The organism is Cytobacillus praedii (assembly GCF_001439605.1).
In the GTDB taxonomy this organism is placed as follows: Bacteria; Bacillota; Bacilli; order Bacillales; family Cytobacillaceae; genus Cytobacillus; species Cytobacillus praedii.
In genome coordinates this window covers 30,264-56,320 of record NZ_LMBX01000019.1, presented here as the reverse complement: position 1 = coordinate 56,320, position 26,057 = coordinate 30,264, and the positions used below count along the sequence as shown (strand labels likewise).

Genomic DNA, 26,057 nt, shown 5'->3' with positions numbered 1-26,057 from the left:
TTAACCCCTTAACTCGTAAAAATAACTCCCCGCTATGGCCATCACTTCATCCTTTTTTCCCTCAGGATAAACTGCGATAAAGCAAGTTGATGGACCAGAGGACTTAAGCAGATTCAAGCTCGTATGAATCTCAGTCTCAGTAAATACTTTATTTAAAAATAAACCGTTCAATTCTGATAAAATGCCCTTCGATCCGACTGGCATGGTCACAACTTCCGGCAACGCACAAATTTGCTTAAACAATGACAGTGGGACAACTTCCTCTTCCCTCTCAACTAACTCATTTCCTACTAACGGAACACCAATTACAGCCAGCCTCGTTTGATCCGAGTAGATAGACTCACACATATTCTCCCTCGTTTTCCCGAGAACTGTAATCCCAATTGCTGACTGGTTTAAGGAAAAATTACTTTCTGTACTTCCGGTAATAGAAACTCCAGCTAGTTCAAGTTCAGCAAGCCCCTTCCTAATTCCATCTATTAATGCCTGCCATGCCTCTTCCCCGCAAAAGTTCTGTAGTGTAATAGCAAACGGATCCCCTCCTGCCGCCATACATTCCATAACCGCTACCCGAAAAGAGTAATAGGATACCATTTCATAAGAAACCCTTACAGCATCTTCCTCTTTCAGACCGATTGCCCCGCTATTATCACTCGCAATGACAACAGATTCTTCACTGTTAAAAGGAATATGCAGGACATCCCTCATTGGCTTGCACGCTCCTTAGAAATCATTATTTCAACAACTGGAGATAGCCGCGGAACAATGAGTAAGGCGATAATAGTGTTTATAACAGAGCCAATAAAAAGGGATGGGACAATTGATAAATAAAAGGCTTTACCCATTAAAAATAAAAATGGCAATGGCGCAGCAAAAGTATTTCCTAAAATAAAAAGAATTCCTGCCACCCACCTTTTCCCATTTCGATAAAAGAGTGAAAAGACGAAAGCTAAGAACGCCATTTCAACGGCTACTACAAAATGCAGCGGACCAAGCGGCATGCCGCCTAGAAGTGCAGACAGCAGATGCCCCACCCCGCCAACAATGGCTCCAGCTGGACTTCCTAAAAGGGCAGCAGCAAGCAAAGCCGGGAAAGCATCTAAGGCCACACTTCCGATGATAGCTGGAATCTTTATAGCTGCCCCAATAGCAGTCAGTGCAACGAGCAGGCTAATTAAAGCCATTTTCTTTGACTTCATTATTTATCCTCCTTGCGCTTCCCTTCACGAAAAACCTTTGCACTGCGGATGTACTCGACATCCTTTGTATTCAAACGGAAGTTAATTACTCTTGCAAGAGCAAAGAAATAATCAGATAAGCGATTAATGAATTTTAATGAGATCTCTGAAACCTCAGGATCTGCCTTCATTAGGGAAACAACTAATCTTTCCGCTCTTCTAGTAACAGTTCGTGCAATATGAATAGATGCAGATGCCGGCGTGCCGCCAGGTAAAATAAATCGTTCAACCTTTGGTGCCTCTTCAATAAAAGCATCAATTCTTGTCTCTAAATACTCCACCGCTTCCATCGTTAACTTCAGTTCACGATTTTTTGTTACATTCGCTAAGTCACCGCCGCAATCAAAAAGCTCGTGCTGGATTTTCTCCAAGTCTTCCAGTATATCTTGAAAAATTGCTGGATCTAATTGTGTCATCGCTTGCCCAACAAAGCAGTTTGCTTCATCAACAGTTCCGTATGCTTCTACCCGAATATCATCCTTGTCTACTCGTCCGCCAATAATGCTTGTTTTTCCTTTATCCCCAGTTCGTGTATAAATTTTCATTCATTCCATCCCCTTTTATTTTATTTTTTGACTGATCCCATACCAGATTATGTCTACCTTTTCTGCCATTTCAGCTATATCTTGGTAGACCCAGCCAGTCACATCCCGCCATTTACGTTCTTCGGCAAGCATAGGCACAATTCCTTTTGATAGATCCGAACCAATTAAAATTAATTCTCTATTCTCCGCTCTCTCCCATTGAGTCCAACTTCGCAATAGCATTCGCCATTTTTCCCTTACTTCATGAATGGCTAATTGACCGCTCCATTCCTGCACCCATTTCTCAATCCCTTCCAGGACCACAAAATCCAGCCAGTTTTCTGTATTCTCTGGAATTGAATGGCCATGATAGGCGGAAAGCCATAAGTGAGGAGCAGCGTTTAGCCTATAGTGTTCCTTCACCCATTTGGACTTGCCGTTAAAGGCACCTCCTGTAATAAAATGCATTGCTTCCCCCTCCTTAATCCATCCCTCGTCCAAATCAGCTCATATCCTTTGCCATGTGGAATGTGCCATTCCCAAAAGTCCTTCACATAAGGCGCATGCTTTGTTAAAAAGTATCGGATAACTCCGCCATGAGTCATCACTGCAGCCCTATGAGTATTCTCTTCCATTATTCTTTCAACTACCTTTTCCCAGCCGCTTTCCACTCTCCGTGAAAATTCTGCAAAGGACTCTCCTTTGGGTGGTTTAACTGTAAATGGAGCATCTAACCACTTCTGATAAAAGGAATCACCCTTCAAATCAGCATACGTTTTTCCTTCCCACTCCCCAAAGTGCATTTCTCTTAGTTCAGATAATTGGATTGGCTGACAGGTTGGGAACAGGATGTCTGCTGTTTTAAGACATCTATCTAAATCACTTGAAAACATAAGCTCATATTGTTCTGAAGGGCAAACTAGTTTCGCCTTTTCTATTGGGCAGAGCGGTGAATCTGTCCATCCAAGATAGGCATGACGTTTATTCGCTTCTGTTAGCCCATGGCGAAATAATGAAATAGCCACAGTATCATCCATAGCGCAAGCTCCATCCCTTCTACACTCGCACCAAGCACATCCCCTGTCATGCCGCCAAACCAGCTGATAACTTTTTTAGTTAGTATAAGCAGGACAAGTATGGATACGATCGTGAAAACAATTATTCCGACTATAATTTGATTGAATAACATGGCAGCAGCTGCAAAAAGTAGGATGACATATATCGGATAAATGAAAAGTGTTCTTTTATTCGAAGCATTTTTAAACAAAGTACCTAGCCCTTCTTTTTTAGCTGCTTTTACCTTTAAAAGTAAAACACCCATCACCATTTTGCTAAAAAAAGGGATTATTGCAATGAAGAAGAATGTTGCAGGTTGAACCTTCTGTGAAATTTCATATATAAAGAAGAATTTAGTGCTAAGCAGGACAATGATAGAAAGAACCCCGAATGCGCCTGTCCGCGGGTCCTTCATAATTTCTAGCCTTTTCTCACGATCTCTATATGAAAAAAAAGCATCGCTCGCATCCATCCAGCCATCAAGATGAATTCCTCCGGTAATAATGATTCCTGCAAGCCATAGCACCAATGCTGCAGTTAAAACAGAAAACGGAGTCCAATGAATAACCGCGTAAAACAAAAATGCATAAATTCCGCCTTGTATCAAACCTAGCAGCGGAAAGGTCTTAATCGCTTTTTCAAGATGATCTTTATCCATTGGCAGTTCGATTGGAATAGGAATGGAAGTGAAAAACTGAAAATTAATTAATAAACCTTTAAGCCATTTCATTTTCGTTTCTCCAGCTGAATATTATTTCCTTCAGCTTTTCCCAATTAAAATGTGCCACTAAGTGGTCGGCCAGTTCATCATACTTTTGATCCTTTAGCTTACTAATATGAACAGTTTCCTTTAATGGGATCCCCTTAGCTTGCCGCAGTCCATTCAGCCATCTATTTCTCCATTCATCATTATGAAAAAGGTGATGCAAATACGTACCGATGATTTTGCCATCATTCCCATAGTATCCTTCTTCATTACCATTGTTTAACAGGAGAAAACGATTTTTTTCCCCTTTATCCAGTTTCGTTTCACCTAAGTGAATTTCGTACCCTGTAATCTTCTGCTGTATGCCTGTTCTTGGGTGCAGGGCCCCCTCCGCTCTAACTGTAACCTTCTCTCTTAAAAAAGTAGTTGTTGCTGGGATTAGACCTAAGCCTTTTTCCTCCAAACCAGCAACTCCAGTATCAGAGCCCTCATGATCTAGCAATAACTGTCCAAGCATTTGATACCCGCCGCATATGCCAACAATATGCCCGCCTCCGTTCTCAAATGTGTGGAGCCAGTCATTTAGTCCTGCCTTCTTAAAAAAACGCAGGTCACGTATGGTGCTTTTTGTCCCTGGCAATATAACCGCATCTGGCTGACCAATTTCATCAAGATGGCTGACCCAACGGATTGAAACATCATCTTCATAGTAAAAGGGCTCAATATCACTATAATTTGAAATATATGGCGGCTTAAGGACGACAATATCAAGGAAATTCTTCCCCCTATTTCCCGAAGAGGCAGGCATTGATAGAGAATCTTCTCCATCAATCATATGATTATCGATATGAGGGATTACTCCAAGGACAGGGATTCCTGTTTTTTCCTCAAGCCATTGTACTCCATCCTCGAACAGTGAAAGGTCACCGCGAAACTTATTAATAACAATGCCCCTTACTCTTGCTCTTTCCTCTTCCGTTAGGAGTTCCAAAGTCCCAATGATACTGGCAAACACACCTCCCCGATCAATATCAGCAACTAAAACCACCGGAATATCAGCAAGATGTGCAACCTTCATATTCACAAGCTCTTTATCCTTTAAATTTATCTCTACCGGGCTCCCTGCACCTTCCATAACAATCACATCATATTCCTGATTTAAGTGGTGGAGGGCCGTTTGAATCGCCTTCAGTCCTTTTTCATAGAATAAATCGCGATATCCTCTTCCAGAAAATGTTTCAGTCGCTCTGCCGAATAAGACAACCTCAGACTGCTGATCCGATCTCGGCTTTAACAAAATGGGATTCATCCATACGGTCGCATTTATTTTTGCCGCCTCAGCTTGAATCCCTTGTGCCCGTCCAATTTCCTTCCCATCAATTGTTACATAAGAGTTATTGGACATATTTTGAGACTTAAACGGTGCGACTCGAATCCCTTCATTGGCAAAAGCCCTGCAAATCGCTGTCGCTATCAGGCTTTTCCCAACATCCGATGCCGTTCCTTGAATCATGACTCCCTTCATGTCCATCCACCCCTTTCATTCTTACCGGAATGCCTGCTTCCACAAGATAAGCCTCTTTGGCACTTGTCACTATATGCTGATGGAGCCTTCCAAGCATTCTTCCATATATAAAAACAAGCTCATTGTTACCGATCCTCTCATTAAGAACCTCATTACTTACTATAATAAGAGCTCGGCAGCTCTTCGCAATTTGTTCAACTCCCTCAATAATCGAACACATTATCTGTTCTTGAAAGAAAGATTCCTTCCAGAGGTCTTCGCTAGAAAAAAATTCGTTATTAAGTAATGTTGTTAAACAATCAAGAAGGACAACATCATTAGAAGTAAATACACTAGAAAGCCTCTTTAAACCCCTTGGCTGCTCCCATGTTTTCCAATTCAGCCCGCTCTTAGAGCGATCCTTTTGATGACGGACAATTCTTCTCTCCATCTCCGGGTCACTCGATTGCCCAGCGGCAATATAATGAAGATTTCCTGCTGTTTGATTCGCGATGGAAGCAGCAAGCCGCTCTGCAAACCTGCTCTTTCCGCTTCGAACACCCCCGCTTATAAAGATTAAAGATGACTGCTTCGCCATTCTTCAATCGCCTCCATCAATTGGCTATTATCTTTAGAACCTTTAATCGCAAACCTTAACCACTCGCCTCTAAGACCTGGAAAGTTCATTGTATGTCTAGGAATTATGCCTCTCTCAATTAAAAACTGAAATAACGGCAGCTGGTCATTTAAAGCCGGGTCCTTAAGCAAGTAGAAATTAACTTGGGAAGGAGAAACTTGAATGCCTCTTTCTTTATAAAATGCAAAAAGACGCTCACGCTCTTGTTTGATCATACCTCTCGTTTCATTCATATGCGATTCACTTTCAAGACACCATTCACCAGTCACTAACGCTAGTGCATTCATACTCCACTGAGGCTGAAAAGCCGATAATTCCTCAATCACTGATGGATCTGCCATTGCATACCCAAGGCGTAAGCCTGGAATCGCAAACATTTTTGTCATCGATCGAATAATAAGGAGGTTAGGAAAGGTATTTATGTATGGAACGATAGATTCATAATCAATGAGAAAATCATAAAAGGCTTCATCTACAATCAATAGACAATCATTTTTCTCACATGCTTTGATTAATTCAAACACCAGCATTTTGGGATAAAAAACACCAGTTGGATTACTTGGATTGCAAAAAAACAGCGCATCCGCCTTTTTCAGTTTAGAAGCTATTCCTTCCTGCCACTCCCAGCTGTCAGGCTCCAATTGATGGTAATCAATTGTACAGCCATTGATACGACAGGCTTCCTCATATTCCGAAAACGCAGGCTGTACAATGACAACTCTTTTCCCAGCCAGCATTCTGCCAATTAGCGAGATAATCTCAGCACCGCCGTTGCCAACTAATATCTGACTTGAATGTATTTCTTCTTTTTTGGCAAGTTTTTGTTTTAGCTGATTGCCCTTAGGATCTGGATAGTCACTCACCACATCATAAAGCTGATTCCAATTCTCTTTTAAAATCCCCGGCGGACCAAGAGGATTAATATTCGCACTAAAATCGATCCTTTGGTCAGGCAGCGGTATTTGTAATGCATCAAATAAATATTGCGGGTTAGCCCCATGTGCAGGCCATTTCAATGAGCATCCCTCCCAGCCAAAGAAGTAATAAAAAGATAGGCACTGTACGTGCAACAATACTATTCGCTTTAAGTATATGACTCTTCTCTAAATGAACAAGAGGATCACCCATCTTTGCCCGGTTAGAGACGATTCCTTTATAATAATTAATGCCTCCTAACTGAATGCCAAGGATTGCCGCAACAGCTGCTTCTCCCCAGCCGCTATTCGGACTTGGATGCCTTTTCGCATCCCGCCAAACAATTTTCCATGCCTCTCGGACCTTCATATATTCAGGCTGACTGCTGGCAAGCATACAGAGGGAAGTGATTCTGCTCGGAATCCAATTCACCGCATCATCTAGCCGAGCCGAAGCCCAGCCAAATTCCTGGTACTTTTCATTTCGATAACCAACAATGGAATCACACGTATTTATTGCCCGGTACATCAGTGCAAAAGGTGCCCCGCCAATCAGCGCCCAGAATAATGGCGCTGTAATCCCGTCACTTGTATTCTCAGCAACAGTCTCAATGGCTCCCCTGACGATTTCAGGCTCATCCAGCTGTTCTGTATCTCTCCCAACAATATAAGACAGCTTCAGTCTAGCCTCTTCCATATCTCCCTTTTTTAAAGGTGCATACACAGAAAGAGCTGCCTCTTTCAAGCTTTTCTGCGCAATAGCAGCAGAGATCAAAATTCCTTCTGCCACGATTCCAGCAAGCGGATGAACCAAATAACATAAACAAACGATTAGAAAGGAGATTCCGCCTACAGTAAGCAGAACTGTCAGCAGCATACCGATTCCTTTCCTTCTTCGAGAAGTTCCCTTGTTCCAGCTTTTCTCTAATTTATAAATCAAAGTACCAATCCAGCGAACCGGATGCGGCCAATTCTCTGGATCTCCGATTATCCGATCTACTATACAGGCAAATGTCAAAGCAAATAGATGGTAAGTAATCATTTCTTTATCCTTTTTCTAGACTTTTGGATGGCATTCAATGTGCATTCATAGACGCCTTTTCCAATCAATTTTCCTAGCGGTGTAATCGTCCCTGCATAGTCTTGTCTTTGCCCCTTTTGAATAGCCGCAATTAATATACTATCCGTTGAGGTTCCTGTAGCAATTGTCCCTGTTGCAGCATCCTTAACTTCTAGATCATGCATCGCCTTCGCCTTCGCTTCAGTAGCTGTCATAATGCTTTGAATGAAGGCTTCTTCTGAAAGTTCACCATTTACAAATACCCAGGTATTGATTGTTCCAGGTATCTTATTAAAGGTATGCTCCTCACTTCTTGCTGCATCAATAGCATTTCCTACTCCTGCTGTCACAACAATAAAGGCAGAAAAACCATCCGCCTGATAGAGTTGATAGCTAACATCCTCAGGATAAACGGCTGTCATCATCCCAACTGTTTCCCCAGGTTCAAAGTGATGAGATTTTAAATAGTTAACCATTTCTTTTCGATGATCACTGCAATCATAATCCTTATCTACATGCCTATTCACAAAAAACTGATGCCAGCCAGTTCCAGATCCAACCACTCCAGAAGACATCGTTCGAAGTGGAACCGGGCACTTAAGCGCAATATATTCCTTTGATACTTCTAATAAGGAATCATCAATTGTAAGACTCTCTTTTTCCTCAGAAATTTCTTCCGGGAGCAGCACCATTTGCGGTGCAGGTACTATCGGATGGGGATGCTTCTGAATCTTCGTCTGATACACCTCTCTAATTCGTTCCTCGCGGAGGACTTCATTTGGAGTATGGTTAATATTAATTTCACCATTTTCTAATAGCAGCAGCCGGTCACAATACAAGCCTGCTAAATTTAAATCATGAAAGATGGAGATGACGGTTAATCCCCTAACCTTGGTCCACTCCTTCAGCAAATCAAGCAATTCTTTCTGAAAGGAAAGATCAAGATGATTCGTGGGTTCATCAAGCAGCAAAATTTCCGGTTCCTGCGCAAGTGCTTGAGCAAGGTAAACACGCTGTCTTTCGCCGCCTGATAGCTCATGAATAGGATGATCTTCAAAATGAGCGACACCCGTTTGTTCCATTACCTGTCTCACCATTTTTTCATCATCACCGGACCATGTTTGAAACCAGCCCTTCTGATGTGCATATCTGCCAAGCGAAACCGTTTCCTTAACCGTATAAGAAAAGCTCTGAGATGTATGCTGAGGCAGAACAGCAACTACCTTCGCTAATTCCTTAGCCGTATACTCTTTAATTGGGATCCCTTTCAGTAGAATCGTTCCTTTGGAAAAAGGAAGAATCCCGCTGAGCATTTTTAACAATGTTGTTTTCCCGCTGCCATTAGGGCCTAAAATTCCGAACAATTCACCTTGCTCCAATTCAAAGGAAATATTTTTCAAGACTGAATCACCGGAGTATCCACCTGTTAATTGCTGTACACTTAGCATCATCTACCCTCTTCTTTCCTTTCTTCTATTCATCAATATAAGGCCAAATATAGGTGCTCCTATTAGTGCTGTAATTACACCAATCGGCAGTTCGGTAGGAGAAATAATTGTACGCGCCACTAGATCGGCAAGAATGAGAAAGCCTCCCCCTGTTAAAATAGAAAGCGGCAATAAATGCCTATGGTCTGGTCCCCATAACAACCTTGTTAAATGTGGGATAACCAGTCCAACAAACCCAATTGTCCCTGAAACCGCAACGGCAGCCCCTGTTAAGATAGAGCCCGCAATTAATATCGTCATTTTTCTTTTTTGGACATTTACCCCAATATGCTGTGCCCTCTCTTCTCCAAAAGACATCGCATTCAATTCTCTGCTGTTTATTAGCAAAAGCAGCGAACCAATAATAAAGAAAGGAAAGATAATTTTAATATACGCCCAGCCCCTCATGGAAACACTGCCAAGCAGCCAGCCGATAATTTGTCTTAATTCCTCACCTGTAAGCGCAATCATCAGGGAAATTAGCGAGCCTAAAAAAGAGCTAAATATAATACCTGTTAAGATAATTGTTTCCACTTTCATTGAGCGGTCAATTTGGCGAGCAAAAATTAATACAAGAAAAATAGTAATAAATGCGAAAAGAATACTAAATAATGGCAGGGTAAACATGCCTGCAACTGGAATGGAAATACTAAAAAACAATGTCAGTACCGCCCCAACTGATGCTCCTGAGGAAACTCCCAATGTATAAGGATCAGCAAGAGGGTTCCTTAATAAACCTTGAAAGGCGGCTCCCGCAATTGCAAGAGACGCCCCAACTAAGCCTGCTAAAATAACCCTTGGCAGACGAATATTTAAAACAATATTTGTATACATAGGATCTATATTTTCATTTGGTGCCATACGGAAAATTTCTGCACCGATAATTTTAATTATGTCTATCACCGGAACAGAAACTGTTCCTATTGATATCCCAAGCAGCACTGCAATGGTTAGAAATGCTGCGGCAATCAAGTAGGCAACGAACTTATTATTTAAATACTTCAGGGTAAACAGCTTTTGCAAGTTCCTCTACTCCTTCAACAAGCCTTGGGCCTGTGCGGGTAACCATATCAGAATCTACATCCACGACTTGCTTATTCTTCACAGCGGTAATATCCTGCCAGCCATCTCTGCTAGTTACATTTCCAACTGGGTCTTCTGTATAATATCCGTGAGTTGTGATGATTACATCCGGGTTTCTTTCAATAATTGCTTCTGGGTCCATTGGAAGCCAGCCATCTTCTGTTACAATGTTCTTCGCATGTATGGTCTGCAGCATGACATCCATGAACGTATTTTTACCAGGTGTAAAAATTTCCGGTGCAGGTGCTACTTCAACAAAAACGGTTTTCTGATCCTCTGTTTTTATTTCCTGCGCTTTTGCCTTTATTTCTTCAAGTTTTCCTTTCATCTCAGCAACAAGAGCTTCTGCTTTATCCTTTACTCCATTTGCTGTACCAATCATTTCAATGGATTGATAAACTTCATCAAAGTTCTTCGCATCATTTACAACTAGAACAGTAATTCCAGCATCTTTAAGCTGTTGGAGACCTTCTACTGAATTATGTGCACTTGATGCATGCGCTAGGACAAGATTTGGTTTTAGTGAAATTATTTTCTCTACATTAAATTCCATGCTTCCAATCTTTTCAATTTCATTTACTTCTTCAGGGTAGTTATCGTAATCATTCACTCCGACAACTTGTTCTCCTAATCCCAATCCAAACACAATCTCTGTATTACTTGGAATCAGAGAAACAATTTTTTCCGGTTTTTCTTCTATAACAACCTCATTATCAAGCGCATCTTTAATGGTCACTGGAAATGCTGACTCTTCCTTTGGCGCCTTTGTTTCCTCACCTGAGGCATTTTCATTTTCCTTTTGATTGTCTGAACTTGCCCCGCACCCAGCTAATAACCCAACTGCAAGCAAAAGTGCAAATAATAATGAATAAAGCTTCTTCATTCTATCTTTCCTCCTAAAATTAAAAAAACATCTCCACAATTGATATGGAGATGTTTGAATAGGCATATCTTCAAAAGAGGTATGAATCCAGTCAAACACCCCCTATCCTCGTAGGCTGTGGTGCAAAAAGATCAGGCAGGTCTCCTGGCTCATGGTCATTGCTTATCTGCTCCTTCCCATACATGATCGTACAGTGGTCATTGCAGTAAGCTCCCATTTACAGTGGCGGGACCGCGTTGGAATTACACCAACTTCCCTTTTAAGTCTTCAAAACATTGAAAGACACCTATCTTTAAATATGTATGAAATTTTCCGCTAATTTCGATTATACACGATATTTTTTGGTATTGGCGAATAAATTAATGATTTTGTCCAATAAAACCAAATGAACGTCGAATATAATAAAATTATGTCCAATATACTCGAGACAACGGCGAATATAATTGATCTTAGCGGCTTAAACATGAGTTAAACGGGTAATTCTTCTTCCTTATCGGCCGTAAACTTTCCATTCACGTGATTTTTTATCAAAAACAAGCTTGGCTTCACAAGGTTCTTTTACAATGTTCTCATATTCTTCATACATGTCGTCCATGTTCGAAAAATCACCAATGGTCCATATTGGTATTTCTATTCTTGTACGATTTTGCTCAATATCCTTAATGGAAAGCAGTGCTCCTTCTTTCATCAGAGGTTTCAACAGACGAAGAATATCACTTGAAATCAATGGATAAGACCTTTTCTTTTTCATCCCCAACAATGACTTTTCAACTTTAATCTGCCCCATTTTTTCTGGAATAGCTTCACCCAATAAAGAATAAAAATCACTGAAATCCCGGTAATATGTCTTATTATACCACCCATCATCATGTGCAAGATAAACATAACGATTGCTTAGATGATTATAAAAAGGCAGCTTTAAATGCTCTTTCAAATGACCAAGGTAAAGCAGTTCAGCTATCGCCTGACTAGGCAGTTCATTTAATGCCTCTTCCTCCTCAAAATCAATCCAGCAAAAGTCACCATACCCATAGACATCATCTTCCATAAGTTTTTTCAATTTTTCTTTTGGCACAAACTCATGCAAGGTATGCATATTAAAATCCCCATCTTCATAACCATGTTTCAGCAGCAGGAGATTATTTAACGTGGCAAACAACGACTGGGCAAACTGGGCAAACTCAATACCATAAGTAATTGTATAGTGTTCACGTTCATTTATATGAATATAAATAATATCACGAACCCCATGATTCCTCTTTTTCAATGGTGAAACCTCCGTACATTTAAGTAACTAATAATAATGATCATACCAAAGTTTAGCTTATTATAAATCTAATAATGAATATTTTTATTTATATTAACCATAACACATTTTATTCCGCGGTAAAATTTTTTATAATAAGCGTGGCATTATAATATAAATAAAGATCCGGCGGAAGGAGTGTGAGAAGTTTGATACAAAGCATGACTGAAAATCAGATTACTCTTCACATTATAAAAACATTAAAAGAGAATAAGAAAAAAGATTTTGAATTAATTCTCGATGAACTGCAGCCATATGATATCGCACATATTTACGAAAACCTGCCGGAAAAGCATAAAACTCGCTTTTTACTATTTATGAATATAGATCAGATTGCTGACTTACTCGAAGAGCTGAATAAGGATCGGCAGCTTGAAGTATTAAATAAACTAGGGATTGAAAAGACAGGGAAAGTCCTTGATTTAATGGACAACGATGACTTAGCTGTTCTCTTAGACGATTTATCACCAGAAAAAATCGCTTCTCTTCTTTCCGGGATGAAGAAAAGTGAATCAGACATTGTCCAGGATATTATGAAGTATCCCCCTGAAACAGCCGGACGATTAATGACAAACCGCTTTGTATGGATTAGGGATTACTATACTGTCATTGAAGCAGTTGGAAAACTGAAGTCCTTTGCTGAATTTGCGGAAACAATTAATTATTTATATGTGATCGACCAGGACAGGAAGCTTGTTGGGGTTGTTTCTTATCGAGATCTCCTCATTGCAGAACCAGATGAACCCATTCGAAATGTGATGTATGAGCGGGTGATTTCAGTAACTGTTACTACCGATCAGGAAGAAGTAGCTAGACTGGTTGAAAAATATGATTTTCTCGCTATTCCTGTTGTAAGCGACGAAAATGTCTTAATGGGGATTGCGACAGTAGATGATATTATCGATGTCGTCATCCAAGAAGCAAATGAAGATATTGAAAAACTCTCAGCTTCAGGTAAATCAATTGACTTTGAAACGAAGGCTTTTGTAGCAGCCTATCGAAGGCTGCCTTGGCTAATATTATTATTATTCATAGGAATTGTGTCCGGCAGTATTATTAGCGGGTATGAAGATACTCTGCAAAAGGTGGTTGCTCTTGCTTTCTTTATGCCAATGATTTCGGGAATGACAGGAAATACAGGTACTCAATCTCTAGCAGTTGTTGTCAGAGGGCTCGTTTCGAATGACATTAACAAACATGTCATTTTTAAACTCATTATGAGGGAGTTTCTTGTTAGTTTAATCATTGGAATTGTTTGTGGAGTTCTTATTTCTTTGATCGCATTTTTCTGGCAAGGAAGTGCTGTTTTAGGAGCAGTAGTTGGCAGCTCGCTGTTTCTGACATTAATCATCGGAACACTTGCAGGGACAATTATTCCAATCATTCTTTATCGTTTGAAGATTGACCCTGCAGTGGCATCTGGGCCGCTCATTACAACCTTGAATGATATTTTCTCACTTGTCACCTATTTTGGGATTGCCACAATGTTTATTAATCATTTGATGTAATTAATTTAGGAAACCATCTCCCTCCTTTTTACGTCTTATATTATGAGATTAATTTTACTGAAAAGGAAACCGAAATACATTGAAAGGCTATTTTTTCTTTGTTACGATGATAAGAAAAGCAGAAGTGCCTTGATCATCGCCGAACAAACTGGAAGGGCCGTGACTAAGATATAGGAAACACGAAGAGCGATAGCGCATTCGTGCTTGACTTATCGCAGGGAGGGGAACTGAAGTTTGATAGGCGATAGGCACTGGAGCTAGACAATTCTCGAGCAAAGGAATTGAACGGAAATAGGTGCATGGTAAATGAATAAGCCAAAAAAAGTTGCGGAACGATTTGATTGGACACTATGTCTGCTATTATTTTTATTTTTTCTTATTAGCTGTGTTGCTATCTACAGCGGCCAAGCATCAGGTCAATATGAAGGAAACTTTGTACTTGGACAAATCAAAAACTATGCTGTAGGTATTTTTATAGTGGCTGTTGTCATGTATTTTGACAGTGAACAAATTAAAAAACTGTCTTGGGTGTTTTATGGGTTAGGAATTTTACTCCTTATTGGGCTATTTGTCCTCCCAGATAGCATTGTTCCAGAGAAAAAGGGGGCATCCCTATGGTATGTCACTCCGTTAGGGCAAATTCAGCCATCAGAATTTGTTAAGGTCTTTTTAATTATCGCTTTAAGCAAGGTTGTCGTTAGTCATCATGAAAAATTTACAGCTAAAACGGTAAAAACGGATTTTCTCCTTCTTCTCAAACTTGGGATAGTTACACTCGTGCCTTTAGGGTTGATTATAGTTGATGATTTAGGTACAGCACTTGTCATCATTTCAATATTAGTCGGAATTATTATGGCTTCTGGCATCACTTGGAAGATTATCGTTCCGATGTTCGGAGTAGGAGGAGTTTTTGCTGGAGTCATTCTTTATTTAGTTATCTATGCCCCTAAAATTCTTGAAAAATATGTTGATACCTATCAACTTTTTCGGATTTACTCATGGCTTGACCCAGTAAGCCATAAACAAGGTGCAGGCCTGCAGCTCTATAATTCATTGCTCGCTATTGGTTCCGGGCTTATAACCGGAAAGGGATTTGGGGATAGACAGGTTTATATCCCTGACAGCCATACAGACTTTATCTTTAGTGTAATTGGCGAAGAGTACGGCTTTATTGGGGGCAGTATTGTCATTAGTTTATACTTCCTGCTTATTTATCACTTAACAAAAACAGCTCTTGATACGAAGGATCCCTTCAGTACGTATATTTGTGTAGGTATTATAAGTATGATTACCTTCCATGTTTTCCAAAATGTCGGGATGACTATACAAGTATTGCCGATCACAGGTATCCCTTTGCCTTTTATCAGCTATGGTGGGAGCTCCTTAATGGGCAATATGTTTGCCATGGGACTAATCTTCAGTATTAAGTATCATCAAAAATACTATATGTTTGAATCCGATGCAAACTATGTTGCTAAAAAAACAAGTTAATCCAAAAGGAGAAGGGACCCACCCTTCTCCTTTTGGATTTTTCATTTATTTTCAGCCATAAACCTTTTTTTGACCCTTACTTTTATCATCGATCTTATAAAAAAGATTCCAGCAAAAACCGCTAAAAGTATAAGACCGATATAGCTTAAATCCACTAGTTTCATTACAACACTGACTAATGTTGCTAAATATAATGCACCCAGCAATAAGCTTATTTCTCTGTTTTCATAATATTTAATTAGCCTAACACCAATTTGTGAACCAATTAAACCACCTGCTACTAATACAAAGCCAATTTTATAATCAATAGAAATTGTAAAAGCATAAGACATAAAACCCCACACAACAATTAACAACACAGCAAACATACTCGAGCTAACTGCTTCTTTAGGGGCAATCCCTAAAAAGGTAATAGTTAGGGGCACGATGATGAACCCTCCCCCCACTCCAAGTGTTGTTGAAATAAAACCAGCAAACAAACCGATTAAGATCATTTTAATAATGGAAGTTGAAGCTGGAGGAACCTTTACTTTTGCTTGATTTCTTTTTCCTTGCTTTAGCATCTTTAATGCAAAATAGGCAAGAAGAAAAATATAAAAAATAGGAATGGCTAATTCATCCCATCCTTTCGATTCCAGAAAAAAGACAAACGGCTTGGCAATTTGTGTAGCTGCCATCCCACTGATGCCTAAAATCATCCCTTCTTTCCAAAGAATACTTTTCATACGAATATGTGCTATGATGCTCGAAAGCGAAGTACCAATTGTAAATAATAAGCTTGTCGCAATTGCTTCAAGAGGAGAAAAGCCAATTAACATAAGCATTGGTGTTAAAATGAATCCTCCTCCTACACCAAAAAAGCCTGCTAATACACTGATGCATCCCCCTAATAAAAAAAATAAAAAAATTCCCATAAATACTCCTAACTTGATGCATTTTCTTCCTATTGTAAATTATTTTTCTCATACATGCTTTTAATATGAATGGAGAAGTAAGATTTTACTTGTATAAATAACTTATTTATAATAATTATAATTTAGTATTGATTTTAATTTTATACCTGTTATAATGTAATTAAGATAATAAGAGGAGGAATTAAGAATGGAAAAATTATATTCAGCATTAAATGTACAAGTTGCTAACTGGAGTGTCCTATATACAAAACTCCACCGTTATCACTGGTTTGTAAAAGGACCGCAGTTCTTTACATTACATGAGAAATTTGAGGAATTATACAACGAATCTGCAGGTGTTGTAGATGAAGTAGCTGAACGTCTTTTAGCAATCGGCGGCAAGCCAGCTGCCACTATGAAAGAGTACCTTAACATCGCAACCATCGAAGAAACAAAAGGTGAAACAAATGCAAACGAAATGGTTTCAAGCCTTATCGATGACTATAAACATCTAAAAACAGAAATAAAGGAACTTGCCAGCCTTACAGAACAATATGAAAATGATGTCATTAATGATCTCGCAGTTGGTTTGCTTGTCAAGCTTGATACACATATCTGGATGCTAAGTGCCTACTTAGGAGAATAATAGAAATAGCAGAAAAAGTCAGTGAATTTTGTCACTGACTTTTTCTTATGTTAAGGTAGAAAGGAATTAGCATCTTAGAAACATATAGTTAGAATTAAAGAATATAGATTATTAAATTAATATGAAAGGAGAAATAACTTATGCATTTTAAACAAACTGTTACTTGTGAGGATGAACTTCGCTCATTATTAGGCACCCCTAGTAAGACAGCAGCAAATAAAACGATTTACCATTTAGATGATCATTGTAAGGAGTTTATTTCTAAGGCTCCTATCGTGTTCATTTCTACATCAGATTCTTCAGGACATTGCGATACATCCCCGCGTGGAGATGATGCCGGTTTTGTACATTTCATCGATGATCACACCTTCATCATTCCAGAAAGACCTGGAAATAAACGAATGGATTCATTAAGAAACATCCTATCTAATCCATATATTGGCATCCTTTTTGTTATTCCAGGATTAGAGGAAACGTTAAGAATCAATGGGACGGCAAAGATTATAAGGGATACCGATATCCTTGAAGAAATGACTTCTCATGGAAAAACGCCCTTACTTGGCATCGCTGTACAAGTGGAAGAATGCTACATTCATTGTGCAAAAGCATTTAAACGCTCAAAACTATGGCAGCCAGATTCTTGGCCGCAAAAGTCCGATCTTCCCTATCCGCCGAAAATCCTTGCTGATCATATCAATATGCCTGATATTAACAGCGAAACGATAAAAGCAGCGCTAGAAGAAAGCTATACCAAGCGACTATATTAAATTAGAAAAGCGCAAGCGCCTTGATCATCGCCGTACAAACACGGAAGGGCTTCCTAATCCAGCTCCAGCTGCCGCCCCTAGCTTCTCTAGGGTCATAAGCTGTAGAAACGCCTTGCCCTTTAATCATAGTTTGCGGTAGCGAACCGATGTTGACGCACTCGTTGCGGAGGAGACCTGAAGTTTGCTAGGCGATAGGGCAGTTGCGCTAGACAATTCTCTAGCTTCAAGGTTTACTTTCTTATCTCAAAATAAAAAAGACCTGACTCCATACAAGTCAGGTCTTCTTATTACCTATTTTAATTCTGCTATAACTTCTTCGATTTTTGCAAGTTCAGATTGTAAACCGCCTCCACTTAAGTACCAAAGTGGACCATCTAAGTATACGATTCGATTGTTTTTGTAAGCATCTGTTTTCTTAACGATTTCATTTTCCATATCAGCCTTGATGTTAGATTCTCCACCTACTGCCGCAGTACGATCGATTACGAATAATACTTGTGGATTAAATTCTAAGATTGCTTCAAAACCGAAGTTAGAACCGTGAGAAGAAGATGCGATATCTTCTGTTACAGGTTTGAAGCCATAAATATCATAAATGTAGCCAAAACGAGAATTTGTTGAGAAACCAGATAATTTCCCTTCATTGTACATCGTAACTAATGAAGTTTCATAGTTGCCACCTAATGCTTTGATTTCTTCTAATGCTGAATCAAATTTACCTAAGTATTCTTCAGCTTCTTTTTCTTTACCGAACATTTTAGCTGCCATATCTACTGAAGTTAAAAAGGTGTTCCAATAATCTTCTTCAGATGTACCAACATATACTACAGGAGCAATTTCTTTTAATTCTTCATAGAATACAGATTGACGGCCAGAAATAAAAATTACATCCGGGTCAAGTTCAGCTAAGTCTTCAAATAGTGGTTCCTTTAAAGTACCAATGCTTACATACTTATCATCAGAATATGATTCCAATTGAGCTGGTAAAGCAGAGTCTTTAGCAACCCCTGCAATTCCTTCAACACCAAGTGCATCTAATGTATCTAAGAAGCCAAAGTCAAATACTGCGATTTTTTCTGGCATCTTCTCGAATGTAACATCTTCAAAGGTATACTTTTCACTGCTATCTCTGCCCTCAACTGAGGCAACTGTTGGAGAAATAGTCATTGGGTAAGCAGCACCTTGCTCCTCCGCTGCTGAATTATTTTCTTTCGCTTGATCTTCAGCTTGAGCAGTATCCTTCGTCTCTTCTTTTGAAGCTTCTTCTTTATTGCCGCAAGCTGTAAGCATTAGAGACAAAGCTAATAGTGCACTAGCAAACTTCCATTTTTTCATATTCGTTCTCCCCTTTTATGTATTAACACTTTCTTATCATTAATGATTATCATTATCACTGATAACAATTCTCATTATAGGGTCTTTACACACTCTCGTCAATACCATTCTATAAACTTTTTTGGAAAATTTTTATAATGATAAATATAGCTTTTTATTTACTAAAGATATTTTTCCAAAAAAACACCTAGAGAAAACAATTAATCTAGTAACCTTTCCTCTAGGCATGAACTTTATAATTTTATAATTATATGATGGGTTTACGCATGTGAATTAAAATAAACACAAATGCGGCATCCATTTTGTTCTTGAATAGGAATATCCATATCGTAAATTTCGCGCAATGCATCTGAATTAATAATCTCATGTGTTGGCCCGTTTTTGACTAGCTTACCATCCTTCAACGCGACAATACGATCTGAATAAACAGAAGCAAAGTTAATATCATGTAATACAATGACTACTGTTTTACCAAGTTCATCTACAAGCTTGCGTAAAATCTTCATAATTTGAACAGAATGCTTCATGTCTAAATTATTTAAAGGCTCATCAAGTAATACATAATCTGTATCTTGCGCAATAACCATCGCAATAAACGCACGCTGTTTCTGACCGCCAGATAATTCATCTAATAATTTATCTTGCATCTCTGTTAAGTTCATATATACTAGCGCTTGATCAACGAATTTTTCATCCTCTGCTGTCAGACGGCCTTTCGAATAAGGATAACGGCCAAAAGCAATAAGCTCACGCACCGTTAATCGTACATTCAAGTAATTTGATTGCTTCAAAATTGAAACTCTCTTCGCAAATTCAGATGATTTCCACTTTTTCACATTCCCTTGGTCCAGTAATACTTCCCCTGTATCTGCTTCTAATAATCGGCTCACCATTGAAAGAAGTGTAGATTTACCTGCCCCATTCGGTCCGATAAACGATGTGATCGTACCCGGTTCAATTGTGACAGATACGTCCTCTACAACAGGCTTTTTGCCAAATCGTTTCGTTAAACCCTTGATTTCAATCATCCTGCTGCCCTACTTTCCTTTAATAATAAGTAAATGAAGTAAATACCACCGACAAAGTTAATAATCACACTTAACGTTGTACGTAATTCAAATATATGTTCAACAAGGAACTGACCGCCTACTAATGCAATGATTGCAATTAAGCTTGCACCCAAAATCAATATAGAGTGCTTATAAGTAACTAAATATTGATAAGATAGATTCGCCACGATTAAGCCAAAGAACGTAATCGGACCAACTAAAGCAGTTGATGTCGCAATTAATACAGATGATAAAATTAATATTTTCATTACCATCCGGTCATAGTTAACACCAAGGTTCATCGCATTTTCTCGGCCGAGTGACATCACATCCAGCTTACCCATAATGCGATAACCGTAAATAAATGCTATCAGTAAAATACCAATTGAAATATATAATAAGTCAGCCTTTACGTTTGAGAAGGTCGCAAATAGGCGATTTTGCAGACTTAAATATTCAACCGGATCAATCAATACTTGTAAAAATGTTACTAAACTTCCTAAGAGCGTTCCTATAATCATCCCAATTAATAGAAGCAAATAAATAGGATGCTTATCCGCCCGGAAAAGGAAACGATATAAAATAAGTGCAAATAAAACCATTGCGAAAATTGCTGCACCAAAATTCAAATATTTATTTAACACCCATACCGACATAGAGCCTGCAAAGAAATAAATTAGCGTTTGTACAACTTCATACATCGAGTCAAGGCCCATCATAGAAGGTGTTAAGATACGGTTATGTGTAATAGTTTGGAACACGACCGTCGAATACGCGATCGCAATCGCTGTTACTACCATTGCAGTAACACGAATCATCCGCCTTGGAAAGGCGTAATCAAAACCGCCTTTTATATCATAAAATCCGTATAATAAAATACAAATAATTGCTAACACAGCTAAAAAAATCAGCTTTGTACTATTTTTTCGCATATGCTCTCCCCCTAAATAACATAATTAAGAAGATCGCACTACCGATTACTGCCACAGTCACATTAACCGGGATCTCATAAGGGTGAATAACAATGCGTCCTATAATGTCACATATTAATAGAAATACAATACCTAATACTGCTGTATGCGGAATCGTTTTGCGTAAATTATCACCTAAATAAAGAGAGACGATATTAGGTACAATTAAACCTAAAAACGGAATCACTCCGACAGTTAGGACGACAGTTGTAGAAATAATCGCTACAAGGATAAGACCTATATTCAGCACAAGTTTATAACTTAGGCCTAAGTTTTTTGCAAAATCTTCGCCCATACCTGCGACTGTAAATTTATTCGCATAAATATACGCTAAAATAACCGCCGGGACACTTACATACAACAGTTCATAACGGCCAGCAATCACTAATGTGAAGCTCCCCATTAACCAAGAAGAAATATTTTGGAGAAGATCTGCCTCGTATGCAAAAAACGTTGTAATAGATGACAAAATATTTCCGTACATAATCCCAATTAACGGAACAAAAATGACATCCTTAAATTTAATACGATCTAAAATTTGCATAAAAACAAATGTACCTGCTAAAGCAAATACGAAGCTGAAAATTATTTGCTGCGTATACGTTACATTTGTTAAGAACAGCATTGAGATTAAAATACCTAGTTTTGCGGCATCTAACGTACCAGCAGTCGTAGGCGATACAAATTTATTTCGGCTTAAAGACTGCATAATTAAACCTGCAATACTCATTCCTGCTCCCGCCAATATAATCGCCATTAAACGAGGTACTCGACTAATTAAGAAAATTTGTGTCTCATCCGAATGCCAATCGAGCAAGTCACTTACCTTAATATCAATCGCACCTATAAATAGCGATACAAATGACAGGACTATAGTTGCAATAATCAACATCCATAGTTTCATATGTAGCCCTCATAATATGTTTATTCTCAGCATGACAATAAAAAAATGATTATCATTCCAAGTGAAAAAATTCCAATGTATTCCCTAATTCTTTCCTAGGGTAATTTTAGAATCATTCTAATTAAGAATCATTCTCACTAAAGATCAAAAAAATATTGATAATGAATTTCACTATCAATCTAATTATAATTTAACTAAATTACTGGAAAAAAGTCAATAATTTATAATATATTCACTAAATGTTCATAAAACAATATTCCTAGGCGATTAAATATTGTGAGATTAATTGACCAATAGATGCTAATGTCTGCCTTCCATCCTTTGGAACTTTTAACTGATCAATTAGGACAGCAGCATATACACTTTTATTCTCGTATTCTATAATCGCACAATCATGCTCATTGCCAAATAATTCACCCGTTTTATTAGCAATCTTGAATGCATCTAAATCAATCTGATCAGAAAGCTTATTTTGAAATTGCTGATTTTCCATAATACTCCTAGCCTTACGCGCACTTTCCTTAGTTAAAATCCTATTTTGACCGATTTCCTTTAAGCAGGTAAGCATATCAGAAGCAGTTGTATAATTATCCAGCCCGTTTTTCAATGCAGTAAAATCCATCATTTTTCGATTGAGCTCCGTATGCTGCAAATTCAGCTCCCTCATGCCCTGATTAATTTGATCCATTCCGATCAGATCAATTAATAGATTTGTAGCTAAATTATCCGAAACAATGATCATTAACGTCATTACATCCATTACTTTTAATTTTAAATCACTTGATAATGCCTGCAGTACTCCTGCTCCACCTGCTTTTTCAACTGATGCAATCTGGATTGGCTGCTGCAAATTGAGGGTACCCCTGTCCGCCTGCCGAAAACATTCGATCAGGATTGGAACTTTAATTAGACTAGCCGAAGAAAACTTTCCTTCACTATTTATCTCAATCCGTTTATCCTCGGCTTCAATGATTAGACCCACTCTGCCTCTACACTTGGAAGCTTCCGTATACACGTTTTCCTTTAGCTCATCAAAATGTATCTTCTTCATTTTATTCCCATCACTTGTGTATATTTTGGACGGCCATCAATCCCTTCATTATACAAATGACAGGCCACAAAGTGATCCTCCTCTACTTCCTGCCATTCTGGCTTAACTGTTCGACACGCATCCATCACCATAGGACAGCGGGTTTTAAATACGCAGCCACTTGGGGGATTGATTGGACTTGGCAGCTCTCCTTTTAATATAATCCGTTCCCTCCTGTCCTCTACATCCGGATCAGGGATTGGAATTGCTGATAAAAGTGCCTGTGTATATGGATGAAGAGGATTTTTATAAAGGTTTGCACTTGCTGTTTGTTCAACAAGATTCCCTAGATACATGACCCCGATCCGATCGCTTATATGTTTGACCATCGATAAATCATGGGCAATAAATAGAAAGGTTAATCCCTTTCTTTTTTGTAAATTCTTAAGCAGATTAACAACTTGTGCTTGTACGGAAACATCAAGGGCAGAAATAGGCTCATCCGCAATAATAAATTCAGGATCAAGTGATAATGCACGCGCAATCCCAATCCTCTGTCTTTGGCCGCCGCTGAATTCGTGTGGGTAGCGATTGGCATGATCCCGATTTAATCCTACATCCTCTAATAATTGATATATCCGCTCCAACCGCTGCTTCTTATCTGGATATAGACCATGAACCTCCATTGGCTCAGAAATAATTTCTCTAACTGTTGAACGGGGATTTAACGAGGCATATGGGTCTTGAAATATCATTTGCATTTTTCGCTGAAAAGCAAATCGATCCTTGCCTGTCATTTGATGAACATTTTCTCCTTTATAAAGGACCTCTCCCTCAGTCCGGTCATACAATCCAATTATTGTTCGTCCTGCGGTAGACTTCCCGCATCCAGACTCACCAACAATTCCAAAAGTTTCTCCTTTCTTAATATAGAAAGAAATACCATCAACCGCCTTTAATAACCGCTCCTTCCCTAAAGAAAAATGCTTTTTTAGATTCTTTACTTCTAATAATGCATCCTTACCCATTCTATATCCTCCAATCATTTACCAAAAACGCCTTGCTGCACACAATTCCTTTTCATAAATCGTATCCTTTAACTCGATTATTTCAATGCACTTTCCTGTATTAGGCGAATGAATCAGTTTGCCTTCTCCATAATATATCCCGACATGATGAATACTTCCTTTTCCCTCTTCATACGCAAAGAACAAGAGATCCCCCGGCTCCATTTCATTTAATGCAATTCTCTTTCCCGCTTCAGCCTGGTCATGTGCATCACGTGGAATGATATAGCCATTTGCTTTACACATTGAATAGCTAAAACCTGAGCAGTCATAGCCAAAGCTGCTCATCCCGCCCCACAAGTAGGGCAATTGCAGGAATTTCTCCCCCTCCGATACAATATTTCTTCCGCTTCCCTTAGGAACTTTTTCTACAGAATCATAAATACTGACATCCTCCGCCCTCAGAAAACCCTCTCCCGCTGGTGTCTGAACTTGAATCCAGTCCCCTTCCCTGCTAATAAGCGGAAGGATTGTTTGATAGCTTAATGCAAACTGTGGTTTTCGGTAATAAGAATAAAGGGCTGCTCTTTTTTCGGAAATAACAGCGACTGGGCTTTCATCCATTGCCCAATCCTCCCGTAATATTAGTTGATTCTTAGGCATCCACCCTGGGTATCCTCTCTTATCTTTAGAGGAAGACTGACTCGGAACAATGACATGGACCCATTCTCCCTTCTCTTCGATCACCTGTAATTCTTCTCCGTATAATACTTGTGACTGCACTAGGTTTTTATTACAAAGTTCTAAACTAGTCTCGTACGTTAAGCCGCCTAGCCAGTCTTCAACATATACAGGATGGCTGATTGCATTCCTATCAATTTCTCTTGGTGAATCATACGAAGTCCACAAAGTTGCAACAGCAACATCAACTAGCCATTTAGGGTTTTTCTCCAATTGCAAGGCCTCCTTCAATGTTTACATTTCTAATTCCTAAGCCAGGCTCCTTCGGAAGAGTAATCCTTCTTCCACTGTATTTGATCCCGCCTTCGATCACTTCCCTGGCAAGCATTAAGGGAGCATCAAAGTCAAAACGTGTGATGTTCTTCTTACTGGCTGCAAAATGTGCAGCTGCGGAGATTCCAATTCGTGTTTCTATCATGCTGCCTACCATACATTCCATCCCGCAGACCTCTGCGAGCTGATTAATGATTTGGGCTTGATAGATACCGCCTGATTTCATTAATTTTATATTAATTAAATCAGCACTTTTCGACTTGATTACGTCAAATGCCTGCTTAGGAGTAAATACACTTTCATCTGCCATAATTTGTGTATCCACATTGTCTGTTACTTGCTTTAATCCTTCAATGTCCCATGCTTTCACAGGCTGTTCCACCAATTCAATATTTAGATCAAGACTTTCCATTTTTCGAATCGCCTGAATGGCTTCCTTTGGCTTCCAGCCTTGGTTGGCATCAAGCCGAATTTTTATTTCCCTGCCCACCCTGCTTCTAATTTCACGAATACGTTCAATATCAGTTTTAATATCATCCTTTCCTACTTTGACTTTTAAGACGTCAAATCCTTGCTGGACATAGGTAACTGCATCTTCGCCCATTTCCTCCGGTCCATTGACACTCACTGTAAAATCCGTTTCGATTTCATCTTTATGTCCGCCTAGAAATTGATATAATGGCAGCTTGCAAATCTTAGACAAACAATCATAAAGAGCCATATCGACCGCAGCCTTTGCACTTGAATTCCCTATCAATATCGATTGGATTCCTTGAAAAATTTCTTCATAGTTTCTTAAACTTTGGTTTTCTAAGAACGGTTTTAGCACATGATGTATAGCTGATTCTATGCTTGAAAGGCTCTCTCCTGTTATTACAATTGTTGGAGGAGCTTCCCCCCAGCCAATCGTACCGTCTTCACATGTAATTTTTACAATAATCGAATCAGCAGTATGAACAGTTCTCAATGCTGTTTTAAATGGCTTCATAAGTGGTATCGCTACCCTATACGTTTCAATTTTGTCTATTCTCATTTTCTCCCACC

Annotated in this window: 27 protein-coding genes and 1 riboswitch; of the genes, 4 read left to right on the top strand and 23 right to left on the bottom strand. The window is 39.0% G+C overall.

Annotation, left to right across the window (positions count from 1 at the left end; translation table 11 throughout):
* The 14 genes from ASU02_RS18510 to ASU02_RS18445 form a co-directional block, all read right to left on the bottom strand.
* Complete coding sequence (locus tag ASU02_RS18510) at positions 1 to 708, bottom strand: hypothetical protein (protein WP_057766366.1); 708 nt, start codon at positions 706 to 708, stop codon at positions 1 to 3.
* Positions 705 to 1,199 (bottom strand): ECF transporter S component, encoded by a 495-nt coding sequence (locus tag ASU02_RS18505; RefSeq protein ID WP_057766364.1) that lies wholly within the window; start codon positions 1,197 to 1,199, stop codon positions 705 to 707. The genes ASU02_RS18510 and ASU02_RS18505 overlap by 4 nt, the downstream gene beginning before the upstream one ends.
* Positions 1,199 to 1,783, bottom strand: a complete 585-nt coding sequence (locus tag ASU02_RS18500; RefSeq protein WP_057766362.1) for a cob(I)yrinic acid a,c-diamide adenosyltransferase — start codon at positions 1,781 to 1,783, stop codon at positions 1,199 to 1,201. The genes ASU02_RS18505 and ASU02_RS18500 overlap by 1 nt, the downstream gene beginning before the upstream one ends.
* A gap of 15 nt (positions 1,784 to 1,798) precedes the next feature.
* Positions 1,799 to 2,230 carry a bifunctional adenosylcobinamide kinase/adenosylcobinamide-phosphate guanylyltransferase gene (locus tag ASU02_RS18495; protein ID WP_057766360.1) on the bottom strand — a complete coding sequence of 144 codons (432 nt, stop codon included), beginning with the start codon at positions 2,228 to 2,230 and terminating at the stop codon, positions 1,799 to 1,801.
* Entirely contained in the window at positions 2,182 to 2,799 is a 618-nt protein-coding gene (locus tag ASU02_RS18490; protein WP_057766358.1) for a histidine phosphatase family protein, read from the bottom strand. Before ASU02_RS18490 ends, ASU02_RS18495 begins: the two co-directional genes overlap by 49 nt.
* Positions 2,757 to 3,548, bottom strand: coding sequence for an adenosylcobinamide-GDP ribazoletransferase (cobS, locus tag ASU02_RS18485; protein WP_057766356.1), 792 nt, complete (start codon positions 3,546 to 3,548; stop codon positions 2,757 to 2,759). The genes ASU02_RS18490 and cobS overlap by 43 nt, the downstream gene beginning before the upstream one ends.
* Positions 3,535 to 5,049 carry a cobyric acid synthase gene (locus ASU02_RS18480; RefSeq protein WP_057766354.1) on the bottom strand — a complete coding sequence of 505 codons (1,515 nt, stop codon included), beginning with the start codon at positions 5,047 to 5,049 and terminating at the stop codon, positions 3,535 to 3,537. The genes cobS and ASU02_RS18480 overlap by 14 nt, the downstream gene beginning before the upstream one ends.
* Positions 4,964 to 5,626 (bottom strand): bifunctional adenosylcobinamide kinase/adenosylcobinamide-phosphate guanylyltransferase, encoded by a 663-nt coding sequence (locus ASU02_RS18475; protein ID WP_057766352.1) that lies wholly within the window; start codon positions 5,624 to 5,626, stop codon positions 4,964 to 4,966. Before ASU02_RS18475 ends, ASU02_RS18480 begins: the two co-directional genes overlap by 86 nt.
* A complete protein-coding gene (gene cobD, locus ASU02_RS18470) occupies positions 5,605 to 6,681 on the bottom strand; it encodes a threonine-phosphate decarboxylase CobD (protein ID WP_057766350.1) in 1,077 nt (358 codons plus the stop codon). The genes ASU02_RS18475 and cobD overlap by 22 nt, the downstream gene beginning before the upstream one ends.
* Positions 6,656 to 7,621 (bottom strand): adenosylcobinamide-phosphate synthase CbiB, encoded by a 966-nt coding sequence (gene cbiB / locus ASU02_RS18465; protein WP_057766348.1) that lies wholly within the window; start codon positions 7,619 to 7,621, stop codon positions 6,656 to 6,658. The genes cobD and cbiB overlap by 26 nt, the downstream gene beginning before the upstream one ends.
* Positions 7,618 to 9,087 (bottom strand): adenosylcobinamide amidohydrolase, encoded by a 1,470-nt coding sequence (locus ASU02_RS18460; protein ID WP_057766424.1) that lies wholly within the window; start codon positions 9,085 to 9,087, stop codon positions 7,618 to 7,620. The genes cbiB and ASU02_RS18460 overlap by 4 nt, the downstream gene beginning before the upstream one ends.
* A gap of 3 nt (positions 9,088 to 9,090) precedes the next feature.
* Complete coding sequence (locus ASU02_RS18455) at positions 9,091 to 10,149, bottom strand: FecCD family ABC transporter permease (RefSeq protein WP_057766346.1); 1,059 nt, start codon at positions 10,147 to 10,149, stop codon at positions 9,091 to 9,093.
* The gene (locus tag ASU02_RS18450; protein WP_057766344.1) at positions 10,115 to 11,092 is read right to left on the bottom strand and encodes an ABC transporter substrate-binding protein; all 978 of its coding nucleotides are present in this window, start codon (positions 11,090 to 11,092) and stop codon (positions 10,115 to 10,117) included. Before ASU02_RS18450 ends, ASU02_RS18455 begins: the two co-directional genes overlap by 35 nt.
* 117 nt (positions 11,093 to 11,209) lie before the next feature.
* Positions 11,210 to 11,394: riboswitch (cobalamin riboswitch) on the bottom strand.
* A gap of 188 nt (positions 11,395 to 11,582) precedes the next feature.
* Positions 11,583 to 12,359, bottom strand: coding sequence for a hypothetical protein (locus ASU02_RS18445; RefSeq protein WP_057766343.1), 777 nt, complete (start codon positions 12,357 to 12,359; stop codon positions 11,583 to 11,585).
* 188 nt (positions 12,360 to 12,547) lie between these two features.
* Here ASU02_RS18445 and mgtE point away from each other — a divergent pair, with 188 nt between their 5' ends.
* The gene (mgtE, locus tag ASU02_RS18440) at positions 12,548 to 13,906 is read left to right on the top strand and encodes a magnesium transporter (RefSeq protein ID WP_095396740.1); all 1,359 of its coding nucleotides are present in this window, start codon (positions 12,548 to 12,550) and stop codon (positions 13,904 to 13,906) included.
* Between the two features lie 306 nt (positions 13,907 to 14,212).
* Positions 14,213 to 15,397: an FtsW/RodA/SpoVE family cell cycle protein gene (locus ASU02_RS18435; RefSeq protein ID WP_057766341.1), complete on the top strand. Its 1,185-nt coding sequence runs from the start codon at positions 14,213 to 14,215 to the stop codon at positions 15,395 to 15,397.
* A gap of 41 nt (positions 15,398 to 15,438) precedes the next feature.
* Here ASU02_RS18435 and ASU02_RS18430 read toward each other — a convergent pair whose 3' ends face one another.
* The gene (locus tag ASU02_RS18430) at positions 15,439 to 16,311 is read right to left on the bottom strand and encodes a sulfite exporter TauE/SafE family protein (RefSeq protein WP_057766339.1); all 873 of its coding nucleotides are present in this window, start codon (positions 16,309 to 16,311) and stop codon (positions 15,439 to 15,441) included.
* A gap of 187 nt (positions 16,312 to 16,498) precedes the next feature.
* On the opposite strand from ASU02_RS18430, the gene ASU02_RS18425 reads away from it, so the two are divergent.
* Both ASU02_RS18425 and ASU02_RS18420 read left to right on the top strand, forming a co-directional pair.
* The gene (locus tag ASU02_RS18425) at positions 16,499 to 16,936 is read left to right on the top strand and encodes a Dps family protein (RefSeq protein WP_057766338.1); all 438 of its coding nucleotides are present in this window, start codon (positions 16,499 to 16,501) and stop codon (positions 16,934 to 16,936) included.
* 140 nt (positions 16,937 to 17,076) lie between these two features.
* Complete coding sequence (locus tag ASU02_RS18420) at positions 17,077 to 17,703, top strand: pyridoxamine 5'-phosphate oxidase family protein (protein ID WP_057766335.1); 627 nt, start codon at positions 17,077 to 17,079, stop codon at positions 17,701 to 17,703.
* 291 nt (positions 17,704 to 17,994) lie between these two features.
* On the opposite strand, the gene ASU02_RS18415 is transcribed toward ASU02_RS18420, so the two are convergent.
* The 8 genes from ASU02_RS18415 to ASU02_RS18380 all read right to left on the bottom strand — a co-directional run bounded on the left by ASU02_RS18415 (position 17,995) and on the right by ASU02_RS18380 (position 26,046).
* Positions 17,995 to 19,038: a siderophore ABC transporter substrate-binding protein gene (locus tag ASU02_RS18415; RefSeq protein ID WP_057766333.1), complete on the bottom strand. Its 1,044-nt coding sequence runs from the start codon at positions 19,036 to 19,038 to the stop codon at positions 17,995 to 17,997.
* A gap of 260 nt (positions 19,039 to 19,298) precedes the next feature.
* Entirely contained in the window at positions 19,299 to 20,066 is a 768-nt protein-coding gene (locus tag ASU02_RS18410) for an iron ABC transporter ATP-binding protein (RefSeq protein WP_057766331.1), read from the bottom strand.
* Positions 20,063 to 21,019, bottom strand: coding sequence for an iron chelate uptake ABC transporter family permease subunit (locus ASU02_RS18405; RefSeq protein ID WP_057766329.1), 957 nt, complete (start codon positions 21,017 to 21,019; stop codon positions 20,063 to 20,065). The genes ASU02_RS18410 and ASU02_RS18405 overlap by 4 nt, the downstream gene beginning before the upstream one ends.
* Positions 21,006 to 21,962, bottom strand: coding sequence for an ABC transporter permease (locus ASU02_RS18400; protein WP_057766327.1), 957 nt, complete (start codon positions 21,960 to 21,962; stop codon positions 21,006 to 21,008). The genes ASU02_RS18405 and ASU02_RS18400 overlap by 14 nt, the downstream gene beginning before the upstream one ends.
* 259 nt (positions 21,963 to 22,221) lie before the next feature.
* Entirely contained in the window at positions 22,222 to 23,013 is a 792-nt protein-coding gene (locus tag ASU02_RS18395; RefSeq protein ID WP_057766324.1) for a serine hydrolase, read from the bottom strand.
* The gene (locus tag ASU02_RS18390; protein ID WP_057766323.1) at positions 23,010 to 24,020 is read right to left on the bottom strand and encodes an ABC transporter ATP-binding protein; all 1,011 of its coding nucleotides are present in this window, start codon (positions 24,018 to 24,020) and stop codon (positions 23,010 to 23,012) included. Before ASU02_RS18390 ends, ASU02_RS18395 begins: the two co-directional genes overlap by 4 nt.
* A gap of 18 nt (positions 24,021 to 24,038) precedes the next feature.
* Positions 24,039 to 24,953 (bottom strand): C40 family peptidase, encoded by a 915-nt coding sequence (locus ASU02_RS18385; protein ID WP_057766321.1) that lies wholly within the window; start codon positions 24,951 to 24,953, stop codon positions 24,039 to 24,041.
* Positions 24,937 to 26,046 (bottom strand): dipeptide epimerase, encoded by a 1,110-nt coding sequence (locus ASU02_RS18380; protein ID WP_057766318.1) that lies wholly within the window; start codon positions 26,044 to 26,046, stop codon positions 24,937 to 24,939. The genes ASU02_RS18385 and ASU02_RS18380 overlap by 17 nt, the downstream gene beginning before the upstream one ends.
* Positions 26,047 to 26,057 lie beyond the last annotated feature (11 nt).